Raw genomic sequence first — 23,714 nt, forward strand, 5'->3', positions numbered from 1 at the left:
CGGCTCCCTCACAGGTTCTGGGCGATGGAATGGATCAGATCCCGGGATTTCTCGGGACTGAGGGCGGTGGCTTCCACGATGTCGAGCAGGTTCCGGTACTTCGTCAGAAGGGCCTCGGCATCCAGGAGCACGGGCCCGTGGAACTGGTCGAGTTGCGCGGTGTCGAGCTGCGGCACGGGCCCGTACAGGTAGTTGATGGACTGTCCTGATCCGGGAAAGGCGCCGACGTCGAACGGCAGCACACGGATCGTGATGTGCTCCTGCTCGCTCATGTCGAGCAGATGGCGCAACTGGGCACGAGCCACGTCCCGGCCGCCGACCCGCATGTGCAGAGCCGCCTCGTGCACGGTCGTGCGATACGGCGTCGGATCCGCGCCGTAGAGGAGGCCCTGCCGCTTGATCCGGTGCGAGACGCGGTGCTCGATCTCGGGCGGCGCGGGCTCCGGGATGACGTGCCGGAAGATCTCGCGCGCGTGGTCGGCGGTCTGGAGCAGTCCGGGCATGTGGGAGGTGTACGCGGTGCGTATGGCAGTGGCGTGATGCTCCAGTTCGGCGAGGTCGAGTAGTCCGGACGGCAGGACCTCGCGGTACGACTCCCACCAGCCGAAGGTCCTGTCGGTCGCCATGGCGACCAGGGCCTCCACGAAGGCCGGGTCCGGGCAGGAGTAGATGCCGGCCAGTGCCCGGATCCGTTCGGGACTCACCCCGAACCGGCCGGACTCCACGTTGCTGAGCTGTCCCTGGCTCGTACCGAGTGTGCGCGCGGCCTCGGTCGCCGTCATTCCCGACCGCTCCCGCATCTTGCGCAGCTCCGCGGCGACCCGGAGGCGGCGGGCCGTCAGCGGGGGTCTGGCGGGCATGGGTGAACTCCTCCCGGACGCGCGTTCCATGAGCCGTCACTCACACGAGGGAAATACGCCGTCTTGCTCAGGCGCCACCCCCGCCGCGGAGCTCCTCGCGGCAGAGCTGTTGGCGAACGCGCACTGCCACACGAAGGCCTTCCGCCTCCTGTCACCGTCCCCGGGACGGGTGCGGGTAGCCGTCTGGGACACGGACCCCCGGGTCCCACCCGGCTTCACGACCGACAAACCCCCCGCCGCCCCGGACGCCGAGAACGGCCGCGGCCTGCACCTGGTACGGGCCTGCGCGGACGCGACGGGCGTCTCGGTACTGCGGCAACTGGGCGCGTCGAAGGGCGGGAAGCTGCTGTGGGCGGAGTGCGGGAGCGGAGGGAAGTCATGGTGAACGGGGCGATGCCGCCGCCGCTTCTCGGGGCTCCCGTGCTAGGAGCCGACGGGGATGATGCCGAGGGGTTCGGTCGTGGGCCGGTGGGATCCGCCGGCCGGTTCGACGGTGATGCCGACGGCCACCGTCCGGCCGAGCGGTCGGTCCAGAACACGGGCGGAGCGGTCTCCGGTTCCCGGCAGGAGGCCCGCTGGACGGAGGTCGCCCGAGGGAGCCGCGTACCAGAGTTCGTAGACCTCGTCGGCGCTGAGAGCGGGCAGGTCCGCGGCTACGAAGGCGGCCCGGTCGGCGGCGCGGGAGACGATGACGGTGGCGGAGCCGCCGTCGGCCAGTTTCGTGGTGTGCAGGGTGGCGTCAGGTGCGGTGAGCACGCCGGCCAATGCGTTGTTTCTGCTCTGCAGTGCGGTCGCCTGGTCGCGGGCGTCATCGGCCTGGACGGCCTGCCAGGCGGCGATCCCGCCGAACGTGGCAACGGCAGCGAGGCTCGCGGCCAGGGCCCAGGACGTGAGGCGTCTCCTACGTCGGCCGGGTGCCCGGCCGGTAAGCGCGTGTTCCTGCGGGGTCCGGCCGATGTCGTCCAGGACGCGGCCGAGGAGGTCGGCCGGTACGGCAGCGTCCTCGGCGGGGGTGGGCACGAGGCGGGCTGCTGCTTCGGCGAGTTCGGCCACTTCGCGCCGGCAGGCGTGGCAGCCGTCGAGGTGCCGTTCGAAGGCGGCTGTCTCGTTCGGGGGGAGAGCGTGCAGGACGTAGGCGCCGACCAGCTGGTGCGGGACTTCCTCGGTGGTCATCACCGGGCCTCCAGACAGTCGCGCAGCAGGCGCAGCCCGGTGCGCATCCGGGACTTGACGGTGCCGGCCGGTGTGGACAGGGCGGCCGCCACTTCGACGTAGGTCAGCCCCTGGTAGTAGGCCAGCACGAGGGGGACCCGGTACATACGGGCGAGCCGGGCCATGCACTCCTGGGCGCGCCGGCGTTCGTCGTCGTCTTCCACGGCCTCGGCCACCTCGTCGTGCTCGCGGCCCGCGAGCACGGCATCCGCACGGCGCTCGCGCTGTGTTGCCGCCTGTGCGTAACGGACCCGGTCCACCGCCCGGCGATGGGCGAGGGTGAGCACCCAGCCCTTGGCACTCCCGCGTTCGGGCCGGTAGCGCCGGGCCGTGCGCCAGACCTCGACCATCACCTCCTGCGTGACCTCCTCCGCCTGTGCCGGGTCGTGCAGAATGCGGCAGGCCAGCCCCATGACGGGGCGTGCCAGCGCCTCGTACACGCCGGTGAACGCGTCCTTGTCACCGTCCGCGACCCGGACCAGCAGTGCCTCGACGTTCTGGGCGTCGTCGGCAGGCGGTTCGGATGACTCCTCATGGGCTGTGCTGGGCATGGTTCTCACGTTCCGTCGACGTGCTCGTCCCGATCGATCGTGCGCCCCACGGCATGAGCCCGCAGCCCAGGGCCCTCATCCAGCTCAGCACGCTCACTCCACGAGGTCATGGGGTGCTTCACCGCCGAGGTCGTAAGTGGCCTTAACCGCCTTGCCCCGGAGGGTCGGGGTGACGGTGAGCCGGACTCCCATGCCGTACAGCAGCGCCAGACCGCGCCCGCCGTCCTCGTTCGCCGCCGGATCCGACCGCATCCTCGGGAGCCGGGTGCTGGTGTCGGTGACGGTGACGCCGACCGTGGTGGCGTGGGCGGTGAGCGTGAGAGTGCAGGTGCCGCTGGTGTGACGCAGGGTGTTGGTGACCAGCTCCGAGACGATGAGCAGTACGTCGGGCGCCGAGCAGGGAGACACGCCGCGCGCGGCCAGCCACCGCGCGGTGATCCTTCGGGCGACCTCAGGAGCGTGACGGCTGCGGGCCAGCGCGACACGGTGACCGGTATCGGTGCTGTGGGCGGGTGGCGTGGCGATGAGTGGCGTAGCGATGAGTGGCGTGGCGACGGTGGTCATGACCGGTCCCTTGAGCGATGGGCAGTGACGCGGCTTCGCCAGGGATTCGATGCCGCTCCGGCCGTGGATGACTCCTGGTGACGTCGCATGCCCCGCTTCCCGGATGAAGTTTTCTCCGGCCGTAAGTCATACGCGGGCCTGCGTGCCTCGAACCCCTTGTGCCAATGCAATCGACTTCGAAGGATGAGGTGAGCCTTCATGGCTGTATCCACGCGAGTCCGCCGACTGGTGGCCGGTGCGACTGCCACCGGGCTGCTGGCCGGCGGCGCCGCCCTGGGCCTGACGGGCACGGCCGTGGCCGCGCCGGCGCCCTCGACCGTGTCCACGGCGCTGGTCGGGGACCACCACGACCAGTGCGAGTGGGTCAAGGGGCACTGGGCCAAGGAGTGGGTCAAGGGCCACTGGGAGAAGAAGGTCCAGTACACCAAGACCTGGCACCAGGGCCATTACGACAAGCACGGCATGTGGCACGAGGGCTACTGGTCCTACGACCGCCATTTCACGTGGGTCTACGTCCACGGACACTGGCACCACTACTGGGTGAAGGGGCACTGGGACTGCGACCACAAGTGACCTCACAGCCCGCGTGCAGCCCGTCGGCCACAGTCGGCGGGCTGCACCCGTGAGCCGATTCGTCACGGGCGTGACCAATCCATGTGTCCTGCGGGAACGGATTACGTCTGGACATGTCCCGACGGTGGAGGCCCTCGGTGAAAAAAGCTGTACATATCGACAGAAACCCCTCGGTAGGGCCCGATCTGCAGGAACTCGTGGAGCAGGTGGCACTGGGGGACGAGGGCGCGTTCGCGGGCGTGTACGACCGCGTGGCGGGCCCGGTGCTGGGTGTCGTGCGTGCCGTGCTGCGGGATCACGCGCAGTCGGAGGAGGTGGCCCAGGAGGTCCTGGTGGAGGTGTGGCGCACAGCTCCCCGCTACCGTCCCGACCGCGGGACCGCGGTGAACTGGATCCTCACCCTGGCGCACCGACGGGCGGTGGACCGGATCCGTTCGGTGGACGCCGCGATGGCCCGGGACCACAAGGCCGCACTGCTCGACAAGGTGCCGGAGTACGACGAGGTGGCCGAGCACGTCGAGGCACGCCTGGAGCGGGAACAGGTACGGCGCTGCCTGCGCACGCTGACCGACCTCCAGCGCCAGTCCGTGACTCTCGCCTACTACCGCGGGCTGACCTACCGCGAGGTCGCCGAGGCGCTGGGACTCCCGTTGGGGACCGTGAAGACCCGCCTGCGCGACGGACTGATCCGGCTGCGCGACTGCCTGGGGGTGACCGCGTGACTACCACCGACCTGCACCGGCTGACAGGCGCATACGCCCTGCACGCCCTGTCCGACAACGAGAACGCCTCGTTCGAACGGCACCTCGTGGACTGCGCATCCTGCACGCAGGAGACGGCCGAGCTGAGCGCGACAGCCGCCCGCCTGGGACTGGCCGTCGCCACGACTCCGGCGTCGGCATTGCGCGAGCAGGTGCTGCGCCGGATCACCACCGTCCGCCAGGATTCACCCGGCACGTCCGCCCGGATCGTCCCGGTGCGCGCCGGGCTGAGGGCCCGGCTGCTGTCCCGGTGGGCGCTCGCCGCCTGCCTCGCCGCGGCCGCGGCGCTCGGCGGGACGACCGTGTGGCAGCACCAGCGGGCTGCGGACGCCCGCGACCAGGCGCGCCAGGTGTCCCGGACGTCCGACGAGATCGCCGCCGTACTGGCGGCGCCGGACGCCAGGACCCGGGCCGCCGGCCTGGCCGGCGGTGCCACCGGTACGGTCGTCGTCTCCCACCGCCGGGACAGAGCCGTGTTCGTCGTCTCGGGAATGGCCCGTCCGCCCGGCGGCAAGGTCTACCAACTCTGGTTCGACGACGGTGGGACCATGCGGTCCGCCGGGTTGATGGACCCCGACCGCAGCGACCAGGCCGTCCTGATGCGGGGCGGCGTCGACCGGGCCTCGGGCATGGGTATCACCGTCGAACCCGACGGCGGCTCGAAACAGCCCACCACCACGCCGATCGCCCTGATGGCCTTTCCCGGCTGAGCGCGACCAGGGTTTTATAGGTAATCCGTAGCCGAAGCGGGCGCGGATGGGTGGGAAAAGAAAATTCATCCGATCGTGGATTCGGCCAATCCGGCGGGCTTTCAGAACCGGATTACCCACGTGACCGAGAACCAGAAGAAAACCCACCGCCGGACCCGTCCGGTGCGGCTGCTGCTGGGCGCGCTCAGCGGTGCGCTGGCCGGGTGTGCGGCGCTCGCGGTCGCCGAGGCCGTGGCAGGTGCGGTCCGCCAGCAGGCCGGTCCCGTCGTCGCCGTCGGCGGCGCCGCGATCGACCGCACGCCCGCCGCGGTCAAGAACTGGGCGATCCGGAATTTCGGCACCGACGACAAACTGGTTCTCCAGCTGGGAATTCTCGCGGCCCTCGCGCTTTTCGCGGTGTCCCTGGGAATTCTCGGGCTGTGGTTCCGCCGCACGGCCGCGGCCGGTCTGCTGCTGTTCGGGGCCGTGGGAGCGCTCGCGGCGACCGGAAGGCCCGACTCGACCAGCGTCACGGACGCGCTGCCCTCGGTGGCCGGGGCCGTCGCCGGAGCCGTACTCCTGTACCTGCTCACGGGCCGCCTCCAACCCCGCACCGAACCCCACACGTCCCCGGCGGTCCCGTCCGGCGGGGACTGGGACCGCCGCGGCTTCGTGATCGCGGCGGGCACGGCGGCCGTGGCCTCGGCGGGAGCCGGTCTGCTGGGCCGGTCCCTGACCGGAGCCGGCGGCCGGGACGCGGTCGCCTCCCGGCGGAACGCGGTGCTTCCCGCACCCGCATCCCCCGCCCGGGTCGTGCCGAAGGGCGCGGGACCGCGGATCCCCGGCCTCAGCCCGTTCACCACGCCCACCGCGGACTTCTACCGAGTCGACACCGCCCTCGTGGTGCCCAAGGTGAACGCGACCACCTGGAAACTGCGGATCCACGGCAAGGGCGTCACCCGTCCCGTCACGCTCTCGTACGACGATCTCCTGCGCCGTGATCTCGTCGAACGGGACATCACGTTGACCTGTGTCTCCAACGAGGTCGGCGGCCCCTACGTCGGCAACGCCCGCTGGATCGGCGTACGCCTGGCCGATCTGCTGGCCGAGTGCGGGGTGAAGCCGCCCTCGAAGGGTGGCCCCGCCGACCAGTTGGTCGCCCGTTCCGTGGACGGCATGACCATCGGCAGCCCGGTCGAGGACGTGATGGACGGCCGCGACGCCCTCCTCGCCCTCGGTATGAACGGCGAACCCCTGCCCTTCGCCCACGGCTTCCCGGTCCGCATGGTGGTGCCCGGGCTGTACGGCTTCGTCTCCGCCTGCAAGTGGATCAAGGACATCGAGCTCACCACGTTCGCCACCTACGACCCCTACTGGGTCAAGCGCGGCTGGGCCCGCAAGGCAGCCATCAAGACGGAATCGCGCATCGACACGCCCAAGCCGTTCGCACGGCCCGGGGCCGGCACGGTGATGGTCGCCGGCGTCGCCTGGGCCCAGCACCGCGGCATCGACAAGGTCGAGGTCCGCGTGGACGACGGCCCCTGGCAGCAGGCCAGGCTCGCCACCGAGGACACGGCCGACACCTGGCGCCAGTGGACCTTCCCCTGGCGGGCCGCCAAGGGCGGCCACACCCTCACCGTGCGCGCCACCGACCGCACCGGCGCGGTGCAGACCGAGAAACGCGCCCGCACCATCCCCGACGGCGCCAGCGGATGGCACTCCGTGGTCGTGACCGTCGACTGACCACCCGCCGACCGACCATCCGAACCACTTTCCCCTTTCCCATGTCGAGGCAGCTCGGGCTGCCCCAACCCACAGGAGAAACACCATGAACACCCGTATTCGCCGTACCGCCGTGACCCTGGCCGCCGCGGCCGTCCTGCCCCTGGCCCTGAGTGCCTGCTCCGACAGCGGCTCCGACTCGACCAAGTCGACCAAGTCGGACTCCTCGTCGAAGGCGTCGGCCTCCGCGTCGGACGACGGCATGGCCGGCTCCGGCAGCAGCACCGCCGTGGACAAGCCGTTCGGTTCGGCCTGTTCGTCGGTGCCCGCGACCGGTGCCGGTTCCTTCGACGGCATGGCCCAGGCCCCGGTCGCCACGGCCGCCTCCAACAACCCGGCCCTGTCCACGCTGGTCACCGCGGTGAAGAAGGCGGGGTTGGTCGACACCCTCAACAACGCCCAGAACATCACGGTGTTCGCGCCGACCAACGACGCCTTCGCGAAGATCCCCAAGGCCACCCTGGACAAGGTCCTGGGCGACAAGGCCCAGCTCACCAAGATCCTCACCTATCACGTCGTGGGCCAGAAGCTCACCCCGAAGGACCTGGAGAAGGGCTCCTTCGACACCCTGGAGAAGTCGAAGGTCATGGCCTCCGGTTCCGGCGAGTCCTACACCGTCAACGGCTCCGCCAAGGTGGTCTGCGGCAACGTCCAGACCGCCAACGCCACCGTCTACATCATCGACAGCGTCCTCATGCCCACCAGCTGACGCGGCGTCATCGGCGGGGTGCCACACGAGTGGTACCCCGCCGGTTTCAGTTGGTGCGGTCGGACCAGCCGGCCGGAAGGTCGCCGGGGGCGGCGGAGATGACGGAGTCGTCGTCTGCGCCGACGTACTCGAAGAGAGTGATCTTCGCGAACTCGGGGACGACGTAGATCGGGTAAGTGGGCCCCTGGTCGCGGTAGCGGCGCATGTCGTCCAGGTGGTCGTTCTGGAAGCAGACGGTGCGCTCACCGTGCTCCTCGACCCAGTGCGGGAAGAAGATCACCCCGTGCAGGCGCCGCTTGCCGGGCATGACGTCGACCGCGACTGACGTGCCGGTGGGCTCGTTCCAGGAGACCTTGAAGTTGTCGTCGTCCAACTGGACGAGGTCGACCTGCTGGTCCTTGACCCAGCGGCCGCCGACCATTCCCGAGTGGATCCGGTAGTCGATCGTGTGGTCGTTCTTCACGTACATCTCGTACTGCCAGCCGTTGGCGTAGGTGTAGATGAAGCGGTGGCCGACGATCTTGGACAGGTCCTGCGGGGGGACGGGCTGCTCGACAGTGGTCTGGAAGGCACCGTTGCCGGTGGTGCCGTTGCTTGTCGTCATGGGTGACCTCCTTGGGTGGTGCCTGCCGGCGCGGCGTGGCCGACCACTTCATTTTGCCACAAAACTATTTTGCGGCAAAATCACCTGTGCGGGAGAATCGATCCCATGGACACTGCCACCGAGTTCGGCCGCCTCGTCGGCCCGCTGCGCCGGGCCATCCTGCGCACCCGACGCACCGCCGACCTCCCCGACCTCCCCGAAGCCCAGATCGAACTCCTCCGGGCACTCGCCGAAGCCGGACCGCTGTCACCCCGCCAGGCCGCCGACCGGCTGCGTCTGGCCCCGTCCACCATCAGCAACCTCGTCCGCACCATGACCACCGCCGGCCTGGTCGAGCGCGAACCCTCGACGACCGACCTGCGCACCGTCCGCCTCGCCGCCTCACCCACCGCACTGGAGATGCTCCACACCTACGACCGCGCCAGCACGGCCGCCCTGCACCGCGCCCTGGCCGATCTGACTCCGGACAGCCGCGAGGCGATCGAACACGCCCTGCCCGCCCTCGCCGAGCTGCTCACTGTCCTTGAGGCCGAGTAGTACTCCCGGTTTCGTCCGGGCCGTCCGTGAACATGCTGATCAGGCCGTGTGGTGTGCTGTCGCCGAACATCAGGGCGTAGAGCTCGGTGCCCTCGGTGGCGGTTGCGGCGCTGCGGGGGAACATCGCCCGCTCGTACTCGGCGAGCGCGGTCTCGAGGTCGTCGCGGTGGGCTGCCAGGGACTGCGCCAGTTCCGCGCCGTCGAGCATGGCGAGGTTGGCGCCCTCGCCGTTCGGGGCGGCGACATGGGCGGCGTCGCCGATCAGCGTCACTCCCGGCACCCGCTCCCACCGGTGCTCGACGGGCAGGGCGACGAGGGGACGCAGGACCGGTGCGGTGTCGGCGTCGGTGATCAGTGCCGTGAGTTCCGGGGCCCAGCCGTCGAACTCCGCCGCGATCCGCGCGGTGGCCGCGGCGGAGTCGGTGAAGTCGATGTCCGCGAACCAGTCCTGCGGGCGGACGAACATCACGTAGGTGTGCAGGTCGCCTCCCTTCTCCCGGTGCGTCACGAAGCCCTTGCCCGGCGCGAGCACGAACAGCGCCCCGCCTCCGACTGTTTTCGCGCTGACCGGGTGCCGGGTGTCGGAGTCGTACAAATACACCTCGACGCAGGACATGCCGGTGTACTCGGGAACCGCGTCCGACAGCAGCGGCCGTACCCGTGACCACGCGCCGTCCGCACCGACCAGCAGCTCGGTGACGACCGAGGTCCCGTCGGCGAACGTCACCTCGTGGCGGCCCTCCCCGAGCGCACGCGTGCCGCCGACCTTGTGACCCCAGCGGACCGTGCCGGGCGGGAGGGAGTCCAGCAGGAGCTGTCGCAGTTCGCCGCGCTGCACCTCGGGGCGGTCGCCGGTGCCGTCGTCGGCCTTCTCGAACAGGACCGTCCCGTCCCGGTCGAGCAGCCGCGTGGCCTCGCGCCCCTCCAGGACGAGACCGCGGAACTCGTCCATCAGGCCCGCAGCCTCCAGCGCGAGCTGTCCGTTGTAGTCGTGGATGTCGAGCATCCCGCCCTGCGCCCGCGCCGTCGGCGAGGACTCCGCCTCGTAGACGGTGGACGGGATGCCGTGGACGTGCAGGACACGGGCGAGCGTGAGGCCGCCGAGCCCGGCGCCGATGATCGTGACGTGGGTGGTGGTCATGGTGACTCCTGGGAGTTCGCAGGGTCGGCGGGCGGTCACCCGGCCGGGTCTGCGACCAGACTCCGGGCCCCTGTCGACAAGCCCCCGACATACGGCCGACAGCACCGACAGATCACCGACACCGGGCACTGGAACCGATCTCCATCAGAGATGCCGACCAGTCGGTATGGACATCCCCGCCCCCGCCCGGTACAGATGCAGTCATGCGTATTTCCGTGACGATCTTCCTCACCGACGAGACCATCACCCCGACCCGGCTCGCCCGTGAGCTGGAGGCGCGGGGCTTCGCCGGGCTGTATCTGCCCGAGCACACCCACATCCCCGTCGAGCGGACCACCCCGTACCCGGCGGGCGGCGATCTGCCGCGCGAGTACGGCCGTACCCTCGACCCGTTCGTCGCGCTCGGCCAGGCCGCCGCCGTCACCGAGCGGCTCGGTCTCGGCACCGGCATCACGCTCGTCGCCCAGCACGACCCGATCGACCTCGCCAAGCAGATCGCGACCCTGGACCACCTCTCCGGCGGGCGGTTCACACTCGGGCTCGGCTTCGGGTGGAACGTCGAGGAAGCCGCCGACCACGGCGTCGAGTGGCGTACCCGGCGCGAGCTCGTCCGGGACCGGATGGCGCTCATGCAGGCGCTCTGGGCGGATGAACCGACCGCCTACGAGGGGGAGTTCGGGAGTGTCCGGGCCAGCCATGCCTTCCCCAAGCCCGTCCGGAGGCGGACCCTGGTGGGCGGCGCCGCCGGGCCCAAGCTGTTTTCCCACATCTGCGAGTACGCCGACGGCTGGCTCCCCATCGGCGGCCGCGGCCTGGCCGAGTCCCTGCCCGTGCTGCGCACCGCCTGGGCCGACGCGGGCCGCGACCCGGCCGCCCTCCAGGTCGTCCCGTACGCCGTCGTCCCCACCCCCGGCAAGCTCGCCCACTACGCCGAGCTCGGCATCGAGGAGGTGGTGCTGCAGCTGCCTCCGGCGGGGGAGGGTGACGTGCTCAAGGTGCTGGAGGAGTATGCCCGTTATGTCCAGGACGGTGGTGAGGGAGTGTGACGTCACCCACCTCCGGGCAGCACCGCCGCCCTGATCACCCCGCTCGTATGCTCGAAGGATGACGACTTCCGCGGCCTCCGGAACCGGCCCCACCGACCGCCCCGGCGGTACGGGCCCCACCGAGAACTCCATGCGTCGCGCTCTCAAACGTGCCCGGGACGGCGTCGCCCTCGACGTCGCCGAGGCCGCGGTGCTGCTCCAGGCCCGCGGCCCGGCCCTGGACGACCTCACCGCGTCCGCCGCCCGGGTCAGGGACGCGGGCCTCGCGCAGGCGGGCCGCCCCGGTGTCATCACGTACTCGAAGAGCGTCTTCATCCCCCTCACCCGGTTGTGCCGGGACAAGTGCCACTACTGCACCTTCGTGACCGTGCCCGGCAAGCTCCGCCGGGCCGGCCACGGCATGTTCATGTCCCCCGACGAGGTCCTGGACGTGGCCCGCAAGGGTGCCGCGCTGGGCTGCAAGGAAGCCCTCATCACCCTCGGCGACAAGCCCGAGGACCGCTGGCCGGAGGCCAGGGAGTGGCTGGACGCGCACGGCTACGACGACACCATCGCCTACGTCCGGGCCATCTCCATCCGCATCCTGGAGGAGACGGGACTCCTCCCGCACCTCAACCCGGGCGTGCTGACCTGGACCGACTTCCAGCGGCTGAAGCCCGTCGCGCCGAGCATGGGCATGATGCTGGAGACGACCGCCGAGCGGCTGTGGTCCGAGCCCGGCGGACCGCACTACGGCTCCCCGGACAAGGAACCCGCCGTACGGCTGCGGGTCCTGGAGGACGCCGGACGTTCGTCGGTGCCGTTCACGAGCGGCATCCTCCTCGGGATCGGGGAGACGTACGAGGAGCGCGCCGAGTCCCTCTTCGCGCTCCGGCGCACGGCACGGGCGTACCACAGCGTCCAGGAGCTGATCATCCAGAACTTCCGCGCCAAGCCGGACACCGCGATGCGCGGCATGCCGGACGCGGAGCTGGACGAACTGGTCGCCGCGGTGGCGGTGGCCCGCCTCATCATGGGTCCGGCGGCCAACATCCAGGCCCCGCCGAACCTCGTCGACAGCGAGTACGAGCGCCTGATCGGGGCGGGGATCGACGACTGGGGCGGGGTCAGCCCGCTCACCATCGACCATGTGAACCCCGAGCGCCCGTGGCCGCAGATCGAGGAGCTCACGGAGCGCTCCCGCGCCGCCGGTTTCGAGCTGCGGGAACGTCTCTGCGTCTACCCCGAGTTCGTGCGGCGCGGCGAGCCCTGGCTGGACCCGCGGCTGCGGCCGCACGTGGCGGCGCTGGCCGACCCGGAGACGGGCCTCGCCCGCCCCGACGCCCTCCCGAAGGGGCTGCCCTGGCAGGAGCCGGAGGAGGTCTTCGTCCCGTCCGGGCGTACGGACCTGCACGCCACGATCGACACCGAGGGCCGTACGTCCGACCGCCGCGACGACTTCGACGAGGTCTACGGCGACTGGGGTGCCCTGCGCGAGGCGGCCGCCCCCGGCATGGTGCCCGAGCGCATCGACACGGACGTACGGGACGCGCTGCGCACAGCCGCCGACGACCCCACGAAGCTGACCGACGCGGAGGCCCTCGCGCTGCTGCACGCCGACGGGCCCGCCCTGGACGCGCTGACCGCGATCGCCGACGACGTCCGCAAGTCGGTGGTCGGCGACGACGTGACGTACATCGTCACGCGGAACATCAACTTCACCAACGTCTGCTACACGGGCTGCCGTTTCTGCGCCTTCGCCCAGCGGCGCACCGACGCCGACGCCTACACCCTCTCCCTGGACCAGGTGGCCGACCGCGCCGAGCAGGCCTGGGAGGTCGGCGCGGTGGAGGTCTGCATGCAGGGCGGCATCCACCCGGACCTGCCCGGGACGGCGTACTTCGACATCGCGAAGGCGGTGAAGGAGCGGGTCCCCGGCATGCATGTGCACGCCTTCTCCCCGATGGAGGTCGTCAACGGCGCGACCCGCACCGGCATGTCCATCCGCGAGTGGCTGACGACGGCCAAGGAGGCCGGCCTCGGCTCCATCCCCGGCACGGCCGCCGAGATCCTCGACGACGAGGTCCGCTGGATCCTGACCAAGGGCAAGCTGCCGACGGCGACCTGGATCGAGGTGATCGAGACGGCGCACGAGGTCGGCCTCCGGTCCTCCTCGACGATGATGTATGGCCATGTGGACCAGCCGCGCCACTGGCTGGGCCACCTGCGCACGCTGGCCGCAATCCAGCAACGCACGGGCGGCTTCACGGAGTTCGTGACGCTCCCCTTCATCCACACCAACGCACCGGTGTACCTGGCCGGCATCGCCCGCCCCGGCCCGTCCATGCGGGACAACCGGGCGGTCACGGCGATGGCCCGCCTCCTGCTGCACCCCTGGATCCCGAACATCCAGACCAGCTGGGTCAAGCTGGGTACGGAAGGCGCGGCGGAGATGCTCCGCTCGGGGGCGAACGACCTCGGCGGCACGCTGATGGAGGAGACGATCTCGCGGATGGCGGGTTCGTCGTACGGCTCGTACAAGTCGGTGAAGGACCTGATCGCGGTGGCCGAGGCGGCGGGCCGTCCCGCCCGTCCACGCACCACGCTGTACGGACAGGTGCCGGAGGAGCGGCAGCAGGCGGCGGCCGTGTCCGACGGGCATCTGCCGGAGCTGCTGCCGGTGCTGGACTGAGGAGGCGGAAGGACTGAGTGAGGCGGAAGGTGTCTCGGCGGGGGCCGGTACGATGATCCGACCCCCGTTCGACGGGGATCCTTAGCCGAGGAGATGCGTGCCGTGCCAGCCCCGAAGGTCTGGGTGACGGGTCTGACCGTGGGGGCGATCGCCGCCGTCGTCGCCCTGGCCGTACAGGCCGACAAGGGAACGAAGCCGAGCCTGGCCGGCACCGCCCGGCCGAGCGTGTCGGCGTCCCCGAGCACGTCCGCGCGGCCCCAGCCGTCGGCGACCGCGGTCCCGGACGCCTCCGGGACCGGCCGCCGGATCGTCTACTCGCTCGGCGACAAGCGGGTCTGGCTGATCGACGCGAGCGAGTCGGCCCGGCGGACCTTCGCCGTCTGGCCGGGGACGGTGGCCCCGGCCCCCGGCACCTACTCGGTCTCGCTGCGCCGGGGGGAACCGACGACCGGATCCGACGGCGTGAAGATCGAGCACATCGTGTACTTCACCGCCGTGGACGGCGTGAACGTCGCCTTCTCCAACGCGGTGGACGGCTCCTCGCCCCCGCCCGCGAACGGCGCCCGGACCGGCGGCATCCGCATGAAGGCGGCGGACGGGTCGGCACTGTGGACGTTCGGCGAGACGGGGACGAAGGTCGTAGTCGTCAACTAGCGCTGCGGTCCGGGAGGTTGACCACCAGCAGCACGAGCCCGCTCAGCACGAACACCCGCAGCGCCGCGTCCAGCCCGTTCCAGGTGTCCGACTGCCACATGGAGAACCACTCCCCGCCGATCGCGATGAACCCGGCGCCGAAGAGCAGCATGAGCATGAGCAGGCCGTAGGTGGAGAAGCGCCGGGCCCGCGGATCGTCCCCGCGCACCCACAGCCACGTGCCGTAGATCAGCACGAGAGCGGCCAGCGTCTCCCACACGATGATCGCGACGTACGCCGTGTTCTGAAGTCCCTTGCTGGTGATGGCTCTCCACATCAGATCGTCGTCCTTGAACGTCGTATCCATCGCGAGAACATGCTGCACGAACGCCTGGTTGGTCCCGAAGTCCGTGATGTTCCCGAACGCCACGAGCGCTATGTACAGCGCGACGGTCGCGGTGAGCAGGGTGGCGGAGAGGTGGAGTGCGCTGCGGGTGGTGCGTGGGGGTGTCGATGCCATGGGGATCATCTTCCCTGTGCGGGGCGGTGTGTTCCAGATCGCTTGCGCCAGAATGGGAGGCGGACGGGCCGCGACGAGGGGACGGACGCATGGCGCAGGCGGAGCCGTCGCTGCAGGAGCTGATCCTGCGGCGCACACGGGCCGGGTTCGTCGGCCGCGAGCCCGAACGGGCCGCGTTCCTGCGGAACTTCGACATCCCGGCCACCGACGCCCGGCACCGCTTCCGGTTCCATGTCCACGGCAGCGCGGGCATCGGAAAGACCTCCCTGGTCCAGGAGTTGGCGCAGCTCGCCCGTGAACGCGGTGCCCTCACGGCCTACGTCGACGACAGTGTCGGCAGCGTGCCGGAGGCGATGGAGACCCTGTGCCGCGAATTCGCCGGCCAGGGGCGGCGGTTGAAGGATCTGGAGCGGCGCCTGGCGACCTGGCGGGAGCGGCGGCGCGAGGCGGAGGCGGCCACCCTCGCCGCGCTCGCGCCCGAGTCCTCGCCGGAGCCGGCCTCGGCCTCGGCCGGGAGCAGGATGGCGGTGGACGTCGGTCTGGGCGCACTGGAGGCCGCCCTGCCGGGCGCCGGCCTGGTCACCCGGGCCCTTCCCGCGGACCGGCTCGCCCAGGGGGCCGACCGGCTGCGGGCCGGCCTCGGCGCCCGCTTCCGCAACCTCGACGACGTCGACCTGGTCCTCACCCCGGAGCGGGTCCTCACCCCGGTGCTGCTCGGCGAACTGAGGGCCGCTGCCTCCGCCGTACCGTGGATCGTCCTGTTCTTCGACACGTACGAGCGGACCGGCCCCTTCCTCGATCCATGGCTCTACGACGTCCTCACCAAGCCCCGCGAGCACGGCCGGCTGCCCGCCGCGGTTGTCGTGGTCACCGCGGGTCAGCGCCCCCTGGACAGCGCCCGCTGGGGCGGCCTGGACTCGGTGGCGGAGGTGCCGCTGGCTCCCTTCACCGAGACCGAGTCGCGCCGCCTGCTCGCCGCGCGGGGCGTCGTGGCCGAACCGGTCGTGGAGGAGGTGCTGCGGCTGACGGGCGGCCTCCCGGTCCTCGTGTCGACGCTCGCGGCCAGGCGCCCCGACGGCCCGGACGACGTGATCGACCCGAGCACGACCGCGGTGGAACGGTTCCTGAAGCCGGAACCGGAGCCCCGCCGGAAGGTCGCCAGGGCCTGCGCGCTGCCGAGACGCCTGGACGCGGACGTCTTCCGGGTGCTCGCGGCCTCGCCCGAGGACGAACTCGACACCGAGTACGCATGGTTGACCGGGCTGCCGTTCGTCGCCCAGCGCGGGGACCGGCTCCAGTACCACGACGTCGTACGCGCGCAGATGCTCCGGCTGGAGCGGCGCCGGTCCCGGACCGAGTGGACGACCCGGCACCGGCGGCTCGCCGACGCGTTCGCCGAGTGGCGCGAGGACGCCGGATTCGGCCGCGGTGCCGAGGAGTTGTGGGCCGACGAGGAATGGTGCGAGCTGCGCCTGGAGGAGATGTACCACCTGCTGTGCGCCCGCCCGCCCGCGGCGCTCGCCGAGGCGCTGCGCGGATTCGTCGTGGCCTGCCGCGAGGACGAGGTCGTCGCCCGCCGCTGGGCACGGATGCTGGAGGAGGCGGGCGACGCCGCGGACCACGCCGTACTGCGCGAATGGGGGCGCTCCTTGGCCGCGGCGCTCGCGGACGAGGAGAGCGGAGTGACCCGGGCGACGGACCTGCTCCTGGCCCGCCCCGGTCTCGACCCGGCCGGCCGGGCGGAGGCGCACGTGCTGCGCGGCCGGGACCTGCGCAACCGCCAGGAGTACGCCCAGGCCCTGGAGGCGTACGACCATGCGGTCGAGCTCGACCCGGAGCAACCGCTGGCCCACTACGGCCGGGGCGTCACCCACCAGCTGCTGGAGGACTACCCCGCTGCCCTGGCCGCCCTAGACCGGGCCGTCGAACTGGCCCCCGACACCGGGTGGATCCTCGCCGAGCGGGCCGAGACCTACCGTCTGGCGTCCCGGCTCGATGAGGCGGACGCCGACTTCAGCCGTGCCGTCGCCCTCGACCCCACCGACGACATCGCCCTGACCGGGCGGGCGGTGTGCCGGCACAGCATGGGACGGCTCGACGAGTCGCTCGCCGACTTCAACCGTGCGCTGAGCATCGACCCCGAGTACCTGTGGGCGCTGGTGCGCAGGTCCCGGCTGCACCGTGCGCGCGGCGACCTGGACAAGGCGTTCGCCGACCTGGACCGGGCGGCCGCGCTCGCACCCGAGCTGGCCTGGGTCGCGTCGGAACGCGGCGACGCGTACCGGCTCGCCGCGCGGTACGAGGAGGCGGTGGCGGAACTGGGGCGTGCGGTGACCCTGGAGCCGGGCTACGCGTCGGCGCTGGCGAGCCGCGCCCAGACCCTGTACGAACTCGGCCGGTACGAGGCGGCGTCGGCCGACTTCGACCGGGCCGTCGAGCTGATCCCCGACTACGCCTGGGCGCTGGTGATGAGATCCCGGGTGCGGCGCCGGCTGGACGACCAGGACGGCATGTTCGAGGACCTGCGGCGAGCCGCCGAAGCGGAGCCCGGCGCCGACTGGATCCGGGCCGAGCTGGGATCGGCGTACCGGACCGCGGGCCGGCTCGACGAGGCGGTGGCCGTCTTCCACGCCCTCCTGGCACAGGACCCGGCCCATGAGACCGCCCTGGCCGGCCTGGGAGCGATCCACCACGCCCGCAAGTCCTACGAGGACGCCCTGCACCACCTGGACCGCGCCCTGGCGGCCGACCCGGAGTACGCGTGGGCCTACGGCCTGCGGGGCCGGGTGTGTCTGGCGGTCGGCCGCACGGAACAGGCCCTGTCCGACCTGGACCGCTGCGTGGCACTGGACGGCGAGGTGACGTGGCAGCGGGGTGCGGCGATCGAACTGCTGATGTGGTGCGGGAGATGGGAGGAGGCGAGGGAGCGGCTGGCGTCGACCCACTCCGAGGAACTGGACGACGTACGGGCGCAACTCCACCGCCACAACGGCGAGTGGGCGCAGGCCCGCGCTCTCGCCGAGCACCTGCGCACCACGGACCCCCTCCGCGGCACCTTCCAACTGGCCATGACGATCCACCGCTCCGAAGGCCCGGCCGCCGCCGCATCCCTGTGGCGCGACCTCGGCCGCCTGGTCGAGCAGGACTCCGGCATGGAACCCGTGATGCGAGCCCAGGCCCACTGCTTCCTGGGCTGCGCCCGGTCAGACGCCCCGGCAGCGGACCGGGGCCTGTCCGAACTCCTCGCCCTCGGTCCGGAATGGGACGACCTGGCGACCCTGGCCGCCATCCTCACCGATCTGCTGACAGCCCCCGACGGGGACCGTCACCACGTCCACGCCTGCCTGACAGCGGTGACCGGGGCGAGGGACGCGATACGGGCTCGCTATGCGGGGTGATTGGTCCGTTCCAGGACCAACCGGGACGCACCCCGCGTACTCCCACGCCCCCTGAACCTCCCACCCTGCGTCGATTACAGTGCAGGGCGTCGTACATACGGACGGTCGCCATGGGAGGTCTTGGTGGGTGCGACAACCGGGGCCGTCGTCTGGGGGCGTGCCGAGCAGCAGGACTTCCGGAGCCGGGTGCGCGGGACGCTCCTCGGGGTGGCCGTGGGTGACGCGCTGGGCGCGCCGGTCGACGGACTCGGACTGGACGAGATCCGGGAGGCGTACGGCGCCGAGGGACTCGTGGACCTCGGCTTCGGGTACGGCCGACGCGGCGCCGTCACCCATCTCACCCAGCTCAGCCTCTTCACCATGGACGGGCTGATACGGGCCCAGGTCCGCCGGGACACCGGCGCCTGGCATCCGCCCACCGACCTGCACCGGGCCTATCGCCGCTGGGCCGCCACCCAGAGCGACTGGGGGCCCGACGAGCGGCGCAAGGAAGACGGCTGGCTGGCCCGGGAGGAGTGGCTGTACGCCCGCCGCGACCCGACCCGGTCCCTGCTCATCGGGTTCGGCGACGACACCATGGGGACCCTGGAGTCGCCCAAGAACCCGGACGAACTCGGACCCGAGGCCACCGCCCGTTCCGCGCCCTTCGGGCTCCTCGTCGGATGGGAGCCGCAGCTCGTCGTACAGCTGGCCGTCGAGTGTGCCGCGCAGACCCACGGGCACCCCGTCGCGTATCTGTCGGCGGGCGCGTACGCCGTGATCGTGCACGCGCTGGCCCTCGGCGACAGCCTGGACGGGGCGGTGCAGCGGGCCCTCGCCCTGCTGGCCGCGCGGCCCGGACACGAGCCCGTGTCGGACGCGCTCCAGCACGCGCTCGGCGCCGTACGGCAGGGGATGCCCACCCCGGCGCGAGTGGAGGAACTCGCCGCCGACGGTTCGGCGGACGGGCTGCTGTCCGCCGCCGTGTACTGCGCGCTGGTCGGGGAGGACGTACGGCACGGTCTGTGCCTCGCCGTGAACCACGACGGGCCCTCCGCCGCGGCCGGCGCGCTCACAGGCGGCCTGCTGGGTGCCCTGCACGGGGAGACGGCCCTCCCGCCGGCCTGGCTGGCCGAACTGGAGGGCCGTCCCACACTTCTCGAACTCGCCGACGACTTCGCGATGGAGATGACCCAGGGGCCCGCGCTGCACGGTCCCGCGGGGGCGTCTCCCGGGTGGCTGACGCGCTATCCGCGAGCGTGAGACCCGCTCGCTCTCACAGCGGTGCCTGCGCGGACCAGAGCCCGCGTCCGTGGGTCGCCACCAGGAGGCGCCCGCCGTCGGGCGAGACGTCCAGGGAGACGATCCCGGCGTGCGGCAGGGCGTCACCGAGCCGGTACCAGGAGTACGAGCCGGTCCCCGTGGGCGCGGCGGCGAACACCCCGACGTCCGTGCCGACGACCACGTGGCCGTGCCACAGGGCGAGCGCCCCGGCCGGCGCGTCCGGCAGGTCGCCGGTGCGGTCGGTCCAGGTGGTGCCGCCGTCGGTGCTCTCGAAGACGTGGCCCTCGCCCGCGCCGGAGACGTAACTCACGGTGAAACCGCCGTACGTCGCCCACACGTGGCGGGCGTCGTGCGGGTCGACGGTGAGCGAGGTGACGTACCGGTTCGGCAGCGGCGCGGTGAGCCGGTGCCAGGTGCCGCCCGCATCGGTGTCGATGCCGCTGGCGTACTGCTTGCCGCTCCAGTCCTCCCAGCCCGCGTACGTCACGGACCCGTTCACGCCGAGAGCGGTGACGGAGTGGTTCTCGCCGCCCAAGACCGTTCGGGGCACGCGGCTGAACGGACTGACCCCCGCTCAGTCCACAGGAACGGTGGCTTCATGACAGTGATCACACAGGAGCTGTTTGAACTCTGGAGTACACAGGCGGCAATGATCCGGCAAAGCAATCCCCTCAACCAACCTACGAAGCAGGCCGGTTGAGGGGATCGAGTGCTTGGGGGAGAGCGGGTGCTTCGATCAGGCCGAGGTCAGTCCTTCACCGGGGTACGGTCCGCCGGACCCACCGGAACCGGGATCGCCACACCCGCCGCCCCGTCGTCGTCCGTGTTGATCTTCTCGATGATCGCGAGACGCTCCGGGGTGTCCTCGGGCTTGATGAACCCGATGAGGATGTAGAGGACGAGGGAGACGGCCAGCGGGATCGAGACCTGGTACTGGAGCGGGACCCCGCCGTCGACGTTCCAGTTGATCGGGTAGTTGACCAGCCAGAAGGCGAGCAGACCCATCGACCAGCTGGTGAGCGCGGCCGTCGGGCCGGAGCGGCGGAACGGGCGCAGCAGGCCGAGCATCATCGGGATGGCCATCGGGCCCATGAGTCCGGCCACCCACTTGATCACGACGGTGATGATGTCCTTGAACGCGGGCGAGTTGACCTGGGTCGCCGCCGCCATCGACAGACCGAGGAAGACGACCGTGGTGATACGCGCGACCCTGAGGCCCTGGCCCTGGTTCCAGCTGCGCGCCCTGCGCCAGACCACCGGTGCGCAGTCCCGGGTGAAGACGGACGCGATCGCGTTGGCGTCGGAGGAGCACATGGCCATCGTGTGCGAGAAGAACCCGACGATGACGAGGCCCAACAGGCCGTGCGGCAGCAGCTGTTCGGTCATCAGGCCGTAGGAGTCGGAGCCGTCCGGCTTGTTCGAGTGGACCAGCAGCGGTGACATCCACATGGGGAAGAACAGGACGACCGGCCACACCAGCCACAGGATCGCCGACAGGCGCGCGGAGCGCTCGGCCTGGTGCGCGTTGGCCGTGGCCATGTAGCGCTGGGCCTGGTTGAGCATGCCGCCGTTGTACTCGAAGAGCTTGATGAACAGGAAGGCGAGCAGGAAGACCGTTCCGTACGGCCCCACCAGCGGCTTTCCGTGGCCCTGGAGCGCCGGCTCGTCCCAGGCGCCGAAGAAGCCGATGCCCTTGTCGTTGAGTTTGAGGACGACGGCGATGAACATCGCGACGCCGGCGAGGAGTTGGATGACGAACTGGCCCAGCTCCGTGAGCGCGTCGGCCCACAGCCCGCCGATCGTGCAGTAGACGGCCGTGATGGCGCCGGTGATCAGGATGCCCTGGTTGAGCGAGAGCCCGGTGAACACCGACAACAGGGTCGCGATGGCGGCCCACTTGGCGCCCACGTCCACGATCTTCAGCAGCATGCCCGACCAGGCGAGCGCCTGCTGGGTCTTGAGGTCGTAACGGTTCTTCAGATACTCCAGCGGGGAAGCCACATGGAGTCGTGAACGCAGCCGGTTGATGCGCGGCGCGAACAGCTTCGAGCCGATCGCGATGCCGAGGGCGATGGGGAAGGACCAGGTGATGAAGGAGGTGACGCCGTAGGTGTAGGCGATGCCCGCGTACCCGGTGAACATCACCGCGCTGTAGCCCGACATGTGGTGCGAGATGCCCGACAGCCACCACGGCATCTTGCCGCCGGCGGTGAAGAAGTCGCTCACGTCGTCGACACGTTTGTGCGACCAGACGCCGATGGCGACCATCACGCCGAAATAGCCGATGAGCACGGCCCAGTCGAGACCGTTCATATGCGCCCTCCCATGGATCAGCCCGGCGCTCATCGTGGGTGCCACCACGTGGACACGACAAGCTGACGTCGGGTCAAGGGGAGGTAAAAATATTCGAGATGATGGCCTGCGTTCACCTACATGAACTCATCGCATCAGCTCCCCGGCGTTGACCAGCAACGACTGTCCGGTGATCGCCCGGGCCCGGTCCGAGGCCAGGAACACCGTCGCGTCCGCCACGTCCCCGTCCGTCGCGAGGTCGGGCAACGCCATCCGGTCGGTGAGCCGCTTCAGCACGTCCGCCTCCGGCACCTTCTCCGTGTGCGCCGTGAACTGCACGTACGCCTGCACCGGCGGCCCCCACATCCAGCCCGGCAGCACGGTGTTGACCCGGATCCGGTACGGCCCGAGCTCCCGAGCCAGCGAGTACATCGCGCTGGTCAGCGCCCCCTTCGAGGCGGCGTACGCGGCCTGCCGCACCTGCGAGGGGGCGGCCACGGCCGACTGCGTCCCGACGAACACCACGGACCCCCCGCCCGCCGCCCTCAGTCCCGCCAGGCACGCCCGGGTCATCCGCAGCGACCCCAGCAGGTTCACGTCGATGACCGACTGCCAGGTCGCGAAGTCCGCGTCCTCGAGCCCGCCGAAGTAGCTGTCCCACGCGGCCACCTGCACCACCGCGTCCAGTCGCCCGAACCGCTCCAGCGCCAACTCCCCGAGGGCCGCGCACTGTTGCTCGTCGGTGATGTCCGTCGACCGGTACGCCGTGTGCGCCCCGCCCGGGTCGAGCTCGGCGGCGCTCTTGGCGAGGTTCGCCTCGGTCCGCGCCCCCAGCACGGCGTTCCCGCCGTCCCGCACGACGGCCGCCGCCACCTGATGACCGAGCCCGGCACCGACACCCGACACCACGACGGTCTTCCCGGAGAGAAGTGACATACCGGCGGCCTCCCTGCCCTGGCGCATTATCTGACGGGGCGTCAGAGTATGGGCGAGCGCTGGAGGAGGGAAGGTCCCATGTCAGAAGAGACCGCGTCAGGGAAGACCGCGTCAGGGAAGACCGTGTCAGAGAAGACCGTGTCAGAAGTGACCCACAGCGAGACGTACGCCGAACTGGCCGCCGTAGGACCCTACGGAGTCCGCCCCGGCCACGCGCTGATCACCATGGTCGAACCGCATCCCGGCCATGAGTACGCCTACAACCGGTGGTACGAGGACGATCACTACTACGCCGGCGCGATGGCGATGCCCTGGATGTTCGCGGGCCGCCGCTGGGTGGCCACCCGGGATCTCCAACTCCTGCGCGTCCCGGAGAAGTCGGCGGTGGCCCAGCCGGTGACGGCGGGCTGTTACCTCTCCACCTACTGGGTCACCGACGGCCGCTACGACGACCACATGAGATGGACGGTGGCCATCAACAAACGCCTCAACCGCGACGCCCGCGTCTACCGCGACCGCACCCACGTGTTCACCGCGTTCCAGGACCACGAGCACACGGTCTACCGCGACGGAGCGGCGGGCCCGAGGGACTTCCACGCCCTGGACCACCCGTACGCCGGGCTGGTGCTGGAGGTCATCGACGCGGAATCCCCGGAGCAGCGTGGGGAGTTGCTGGAGTGGCTGGTCTCCCGTCACCTTCCGAAGCGGCTGGCAGGCTCCCCGGCGGCCATGGTGACGGTCTTCCGCCCGACTCCTCTCCCCGGCGACCGCATGACGTACGTGAAGCAGGTGGAGGGCGTGGACACCCGCCTGACCCTGCTGTGGTTCCTGGAGAGGGATCCGAGGGAGTGCTGGGAGCGGTGCTTCACGACCCTGGAGGAACCGCCGATGGGCAGGGTGGAGCTACTGGCGCCGTTCGTCCCGACAGTTCCGGGCACGGACAAATACGTGGACCAGCTGCGCTGATCACAC

General features: G+C 70.9%; 23 protein-coding genes. 13 read left to right on the top strand and 10 right to left on the bottom strand.

The genetic code is table 11. The features are described from left to right. Positions 1-8: 8 nt before the first annotated feature. Complete coding sequence (locus tag ACFVYN_RS04670) at positions 9-860, bottom strand: helix-turn-helix transcriptional regulator (protein WP_389992457.1); 852 nt, start codon at positions 858-860, stop codon at positions 9-11. 28 nt (positions 861-888) lie between these two features. Between ACFVYN_RS04670 and ACFVYN_RS04675 the strand changes: the two genes are divergently transcribed. After that, positions 889-1,245: an ATP-binding protein gene (locus ACFVYN_RS04675; protein WP_389992460.1), complete on the top strand. Its 357-nt coding sequence runs from the start codon at positions 889-891 to the stop codon at positions 1,243-1,245. A gap of 38 nt (positions 1,246-1,283) precedes the next feature. Here the strand turns inward: ACFVYN_RS04675 and ACFVYN_RS04680 are convergent, their stop codons facing one another. The 3 genes from ACFVYN_RS04680 to ACFVYN_RS04690 all read right to left on the bottom strand — a co-directional run bounded on the left by ACFVYN_RS04680 (position 1,284) and on the right by ACFVYN_RS04690 (position 3,187). Further along, positions 1,284-2,033, bottom strand: a complete 750-nt coding sequence (locus tag ACFVYN_RS04680; protein ID WP_389992464.1) for an anti-sigma factor — start codon at positions 2,031-2,033, stop codon at positions 1,284-1,286. Next, positions 2,033-2,623, bottom strand: a complete 591-nt coding sequence (sigK, locus tag ACFVYN_RS04685) for an ECF RNA polymerase sigma factor SigK (RefSeq protein ID WP_389992467.1) — start codon at positions 2,621-2,623, stop codon at positions 2,033-2,035. Before sigK ends, ACFVYN_RS04680 begins: the two co-directional genes overlap by 1 nt. Positions 2,624-2,716: 93 nt before the next feature. Further along, complete coding sequence (locus tag ACFVYN_RS04690) at positions 2,717-3,187, bottom strand: ATP-binding protein (protein ID WP_389992470.1); 471 nt, start codon at positions 3,185-3,187, stop codon at positions 2,717-2,719. Positions 3,188-3,385: 198 nt separating this feature from the next. Here ACFVYN_RS04690 and ACFVYN_RS04695 point away from each other — a divergent pair, with 198 nt between their 5' ends. The 5 genes from ACFVYN_RS04695 (at position 3,386) to ACFVYN_RS04715 (ending at position 7,701) form a co-directional block, all read left to right on the top strand. Beyond that, positions 3,386-3,760, top strand: coding sequence for a hypothetical protein (locus ACFVYN_RS04695; protein ID WP_389992473.1), 375 nt, complete (start codon positions 3,386-3,388; stop codon positions 3,758-3,760). A gap of 137 nt (positions 3,761-3,897) precedes the next feature. Continuing rightward, positions 3,898-4,482, top strand: a complete 585-nt coding sequence (locus tag ACFVYN_RS04700; RefSeq protein WP_389992476.1) for a sigma-70 family RNA polymerase sigma factor — start codon at positions 3,898-3,900, stop codon at positions 4,480-4,482. Beyond that, positions 4,479-5,231, top strand: a complete 753-nt coding sequence (locus ACFVYN_RS04705; protein WP_389992479.1) for an anti-sigma factor domain-containing protein — start codon at positions 4,479-4,481, stop codon at positions 5,229-5,231. The genes ACFVYN_RS04700 and ACFVYN_RS04705 overlap by 4 nt, the downstream gene beginning before the upstream one ends. Before the next feature lie 120 nt (positions 5,232-5,351). Beyond that, positions 5,352-6,953: a molybdopterin-dependent oxidoreductase gene (locus ACFVYN_RS04710; protein ID WP_389992482.1), complete on the top strand. Its 1,602-nt coding sequence runs from the start codon at positions 5,352-5,354 to the stop codon at positions 6,951-6,953. A gap of 85 nt (positions 6,954-7,038) precedes the next feature. After that, positions 7,039-7,701 (top strand): fasciclin domain-containing protein, encoded by a 663-nt coding sequence (locus ACFVYN_RS04715; RefSeq protein WP_389992485.1) that lies wholly within the window; start codon positions 7,039-7,041, stop codon positions 7,699-7,701. Between the two features lie 46 nt (positions 7,702-7,747). Here the strand turns inward: ACFVYN_RS04715 and ACFVYN_RS04720 are convergent, their stop codons facing one another. Then, on the bottom strand, positions 7,748-8,305 hold the full coding sequence (locus ACFVYN_RS04720; protein WP_389992488.1) for a phenolic acid decarboxylase: 558 nt from the start codon (positions 8,303-8,305) through the stop codon (positions 7,748-7,750). Between the two features lie 105 nt (positions 8,306-8,410). On the opposite strand from ACFVYN_RS04720, the gene ACFVYN_RS04725 reads away from it, so the two are divergent. Then, on the top strand, positions 8,411-8,842 hold the full coding sequence (locus tag ACFVYN_RS04725; protein WP_389992490.1) for a MarR family winged helix-turn-helix transcriptional regulator: 432 nt from the start codon (positions 8,411-8,413) through the stop codon (positions 8,840-8,842). On the opposite strand, the gene ACFVYN_RS04730 is transcribed toward ACFVYN_RS04725, so the two are convergent. Next, positions 8,820-9,983: an FAD-dependent oxidoreductase gene (locus ACFVYN_RS04730; protein WP_389992493.1), complete on the bottom strand. Its 1,164-nt coding sequence runs from the start codon at positions 9,981-9,983 to the stop codon at positions 8,820-8,822. The genes ACFVYN_RS04725 and ACFVYN_RS04730 overlap by 23 nt on opposite strands. Positions 9,984-10,186: 203 nt before the next feature. Between ACFVYN_RS04730 and ACFVYN_RS04735 the strand changes: the two genes are divergently transcribed. The 3 genes from ACFVYN_RS04735 (at position 10,187) to ACFVYN_RS04745 (ending at position 14,354) form a co-directional block, all read left to right on the top strand. Continuing rightward, positions 10,187-11,029, top strand: coding sequence for an LLM class F420-dependent oxidoreductase (locus ACFVYN_RS04735; protein WP_389992496.1), 843 nt, complete (start codon positions 10,187-10,189; stop codon positions 11,027-11,029). 58 nt (positions 11,030-11,087) lie between these two features. Continuing rightward, the gene (locus ACFVYN_RS04740; RefSeq protein WP_389992499.1) at positions 11,088-13,700 is read left to right on the top strand and encodes a bifunctional FO biosynthesis protein CofGH; all 2,613 of its coding nucleotides are present in this window, start codon (positions 11,088-11,090) and stop codon (positions 13,698-13,700) included. Positions 13,701-13,793: 93 nt separating this feature from the next. Continuing rightward, positions 13,794-14,354 carry a hypothetical protein gene (locus ACFVYN_RS04745; protein WP_389992502.1) on the top strand — a complete coding sequence of 187 codons (561 nt, stop codon included), beginning with the start codon at positions 13,794-13,796 and terminating at the stop codon, positions 14,352-14,354. On the opposite strand, the gene ACFVYN_RS04750 is transcribed toward ACFVYN_RS04745, so the two are convergent. Then, entirely contained in the window at positions 14,347-14,853 is a 507-nt protein-coding gene (locus ACFVYN_RS04750) for a DUF2165 domain-containing protein (protein WP_389992505.1), read from the bottom strand. The two genes, ACFVYN_RS04745 and ACFVYN_RS04750, sit on opposite strands and share 8 nt — an antisense overlap. Before the next feature lie 89 nt (positions 14,854-14,942). Here ACFVYN_RS04750 and ACFVYN_RS04755 point away from each other — a divergent pair, with 89 nt between their 5' ends. Together ACFVYN_RS04755 and ACFVYN_RS04760 are read left to right on the top strand one after the other, a co-directional pair. Then, entirely contained in the window at positions 14,943-18,251 is a 3,309-nt protein-coding gene (locus tag ACFVYN_RS04755; protein ID WP_389992508.1) for a tetratricopeptide repeat protein, read from the top strand. A 123-nt stretch (positions 18,252-18,374) separates the two neighbouring features. Next, positions 18,375-19,493 carry an ADP-ribosylglycohydrolase family protein gene (locus tag ACFVYN_RS04760; protein WP_389992511.1) on the top strand — a complete coding sequence of 373 codons (1,119 nt, stop codon included), beginning with the start codon at positions 18,375-18,377 and terminating at the stop codon, positions 19,491-19,493. Between the two features lie 13 nt (positions 19,494-19,506). On the opposite strand, the gene ACFVYN_RS04765 is transcribed toward ACFVYN_RS04760, so the two are convergent. The 3 genes from ACFVYN_RS04765 to ACFVYN_RS04775 form a co-directional block, all read right to left on the bottom strand. Next, positions 19,507-20,064 carry a WD40/YVTN/BNR-like repeat-containing protein gene (locus tag ACFVYN_RS04765; RefSeq protein WP_389992513.1) on the bottom strand — a complete coding sequence of 186 codons (558 nt, stop codon included), beginning with the start codon at positions 20,062-20,064 and terminating at the stop codon, positions 19,507-19,509. 197 nt (positions 20,065-20,261) lie between these two features. After that, entirely contained in the window at positions 20,262-21,827 is a 1,566-nt protein-coding gene (locus ACFVYN_RS04770) for a sodium:solute symporter family protein (RefSeq protein WP_389992515.1), read from the bottom strand. Between the two features lie 126 nt (positions 21,828-21,953). Continuing rightward, complete coding sequence (locus tag ACFVYN_RS04775) at positions 21,954-22,742, bottom strand: SDR family oxidoreductase (protein ID WP_389992518.1); 789 nt, start codon at positions 22,740-22,742, stop codon at positions 21,954-21,956. A gap of 138 nt (positions 22,743-22,880) precedes the next feature. On the opposite strand from ACFVYN_RS04775, the gene ACFVYN_RS04780 reads away from it, so the two are divergent. Beyond that, positions 22,881-23,708, top strand: coding sequence for a hypothetical protein (locus ACFVYN_RS04780; RefSeq protein ID WP_389992839.1), 828 nt, complete (start codon positions 22,881-22,883; stop codon positions 23,706-23,708). Positions 23,709-23,714: the final 6 nt, after the last annotated feature.

The organism is Streptomyces sp. NPDC058307, from assembly GCF_042880295.1.
Lineage (GTDB): Bacteria > Actinomycetota > Actinomycetes > Streptomycetales > Streptomycetaceae > Streptomyces.

Coding starts and splice junctions, on each gene's coding strand:
- ACFVYN_RS04690 (WP_389992470.1), bottom strand. CDS start 3,187: ATGACCACCGTCGCCACGCCACTCATCGCTACGCCACTCATCGCCACG.
- ACFVYN_RS04740 (WP_389992499.1), top strand. CDS start 11,088: ATGACGACTTCCGCGGCCTCCGGAACCGGCCCCACCGACCGCCCCGGC.
- ACFVYN_RS04695 (WP_389992473.1), top strand. CDS start 3,386: ATGGCTGTATCCACGCGAGTCCGCCGACTGGTGGCCGGTGCGACTGCC.
- ACFVYN_RS04675 (WP_389992460.1), top strand. CDS start 889: ATGAGCCGTCACTCACACGAGGGAAATACGCCGTCTTGCTCAGGCGCC.
- ACFVYN_RS04775 (WP_389992518.1), bottom strand. CDS start 22,742: ATGTCACTTCTCTCCGGGAAGACCGTCGTGGTGTCGGGTGTCGGTGCC.
- ACFVYN_RS04670 (WP_389992457.1), bottom strand. CDS start 860: ATGCCCGCCAGACCCCCGCTGACGGCCCGCCGCCTCCGGGTCGCCGCG.
- ACFVYN_RS04730 (WP_389992493.1), bottom strand. CDS start 9,983: ATGACCACCACCCACGTCACGATCATCGGCGCCGGGCTCGGCGGCCTC.
- ACFVYN_RS04725 (WP_389992490.1), top strand. CDS start 8,411: ATGGACACTGCCACCGAGTTCGGCCGCCTCGTCGGCCCGCTGCGCCGG.
- ACFVYN_RS04755 (WP_389992508.1), top strand. CDS start 14,943: ATGGCGCAGGCGGAGCCGTCGCTGCAGGAGCTGATCCTGCGGCGCACA.
- ACFVYN_RS04680 (WP_389992464.1), bottom strand. CDS start 2,033: ATGACCACCGAGGAAGTCCCGCACCAGCTGGTCGGCGCCTACGTCCTG.
- ACFVYN_RS04750 (WP_389992505.1), bottom strand. CDS start 14,853: ATGGCATCGACACCCCCACGCACCACCCGCAGCGCACTCCACCTCTCC.
- ACFVYN_RS04745 (WP_389992502.1), top strand. CDS start 13,794: ATGCGTGCCGTGCCAGCCCCGAAGGTCTGGGTGACGGGTCTGACCGTG.
- sigK (WP_389992467.1), bottom strand. CDS start 2,623: ATGCCCAGCACAGCCCATGAGGAGTCATCCGAACCGCCTGCCGACGAC.
- ACFVYN_RS04770 (WP_389992515.1), bottom strand. CDS start 21,827: ATGAACGGTCTCGACTGGGCCGTGCTCATCGGCTATTTCGGCGTGATG.
- ACFVYN_RS04720 (WP_389992488.1), bottom strand. CDS start 8,305: ATGACGACAAGCAACGGCACCACCGGCAACGGTGCCTTCCAGACCACT.
- ACFVYN_RS04715 (WP_389992485.1), top strand. CDS start 7,039: ATGAACACCCGTATTCGCCGTACCGCCGTGACCCTGGCCGCCGCGGCC.
- ACFVYN_RS04735 (WP_389992496.1), top strand. CDS start 10,187: ATGCGTATTTCCGTGACGATCTTCCTCACCGACGAGACCATCACCCCG.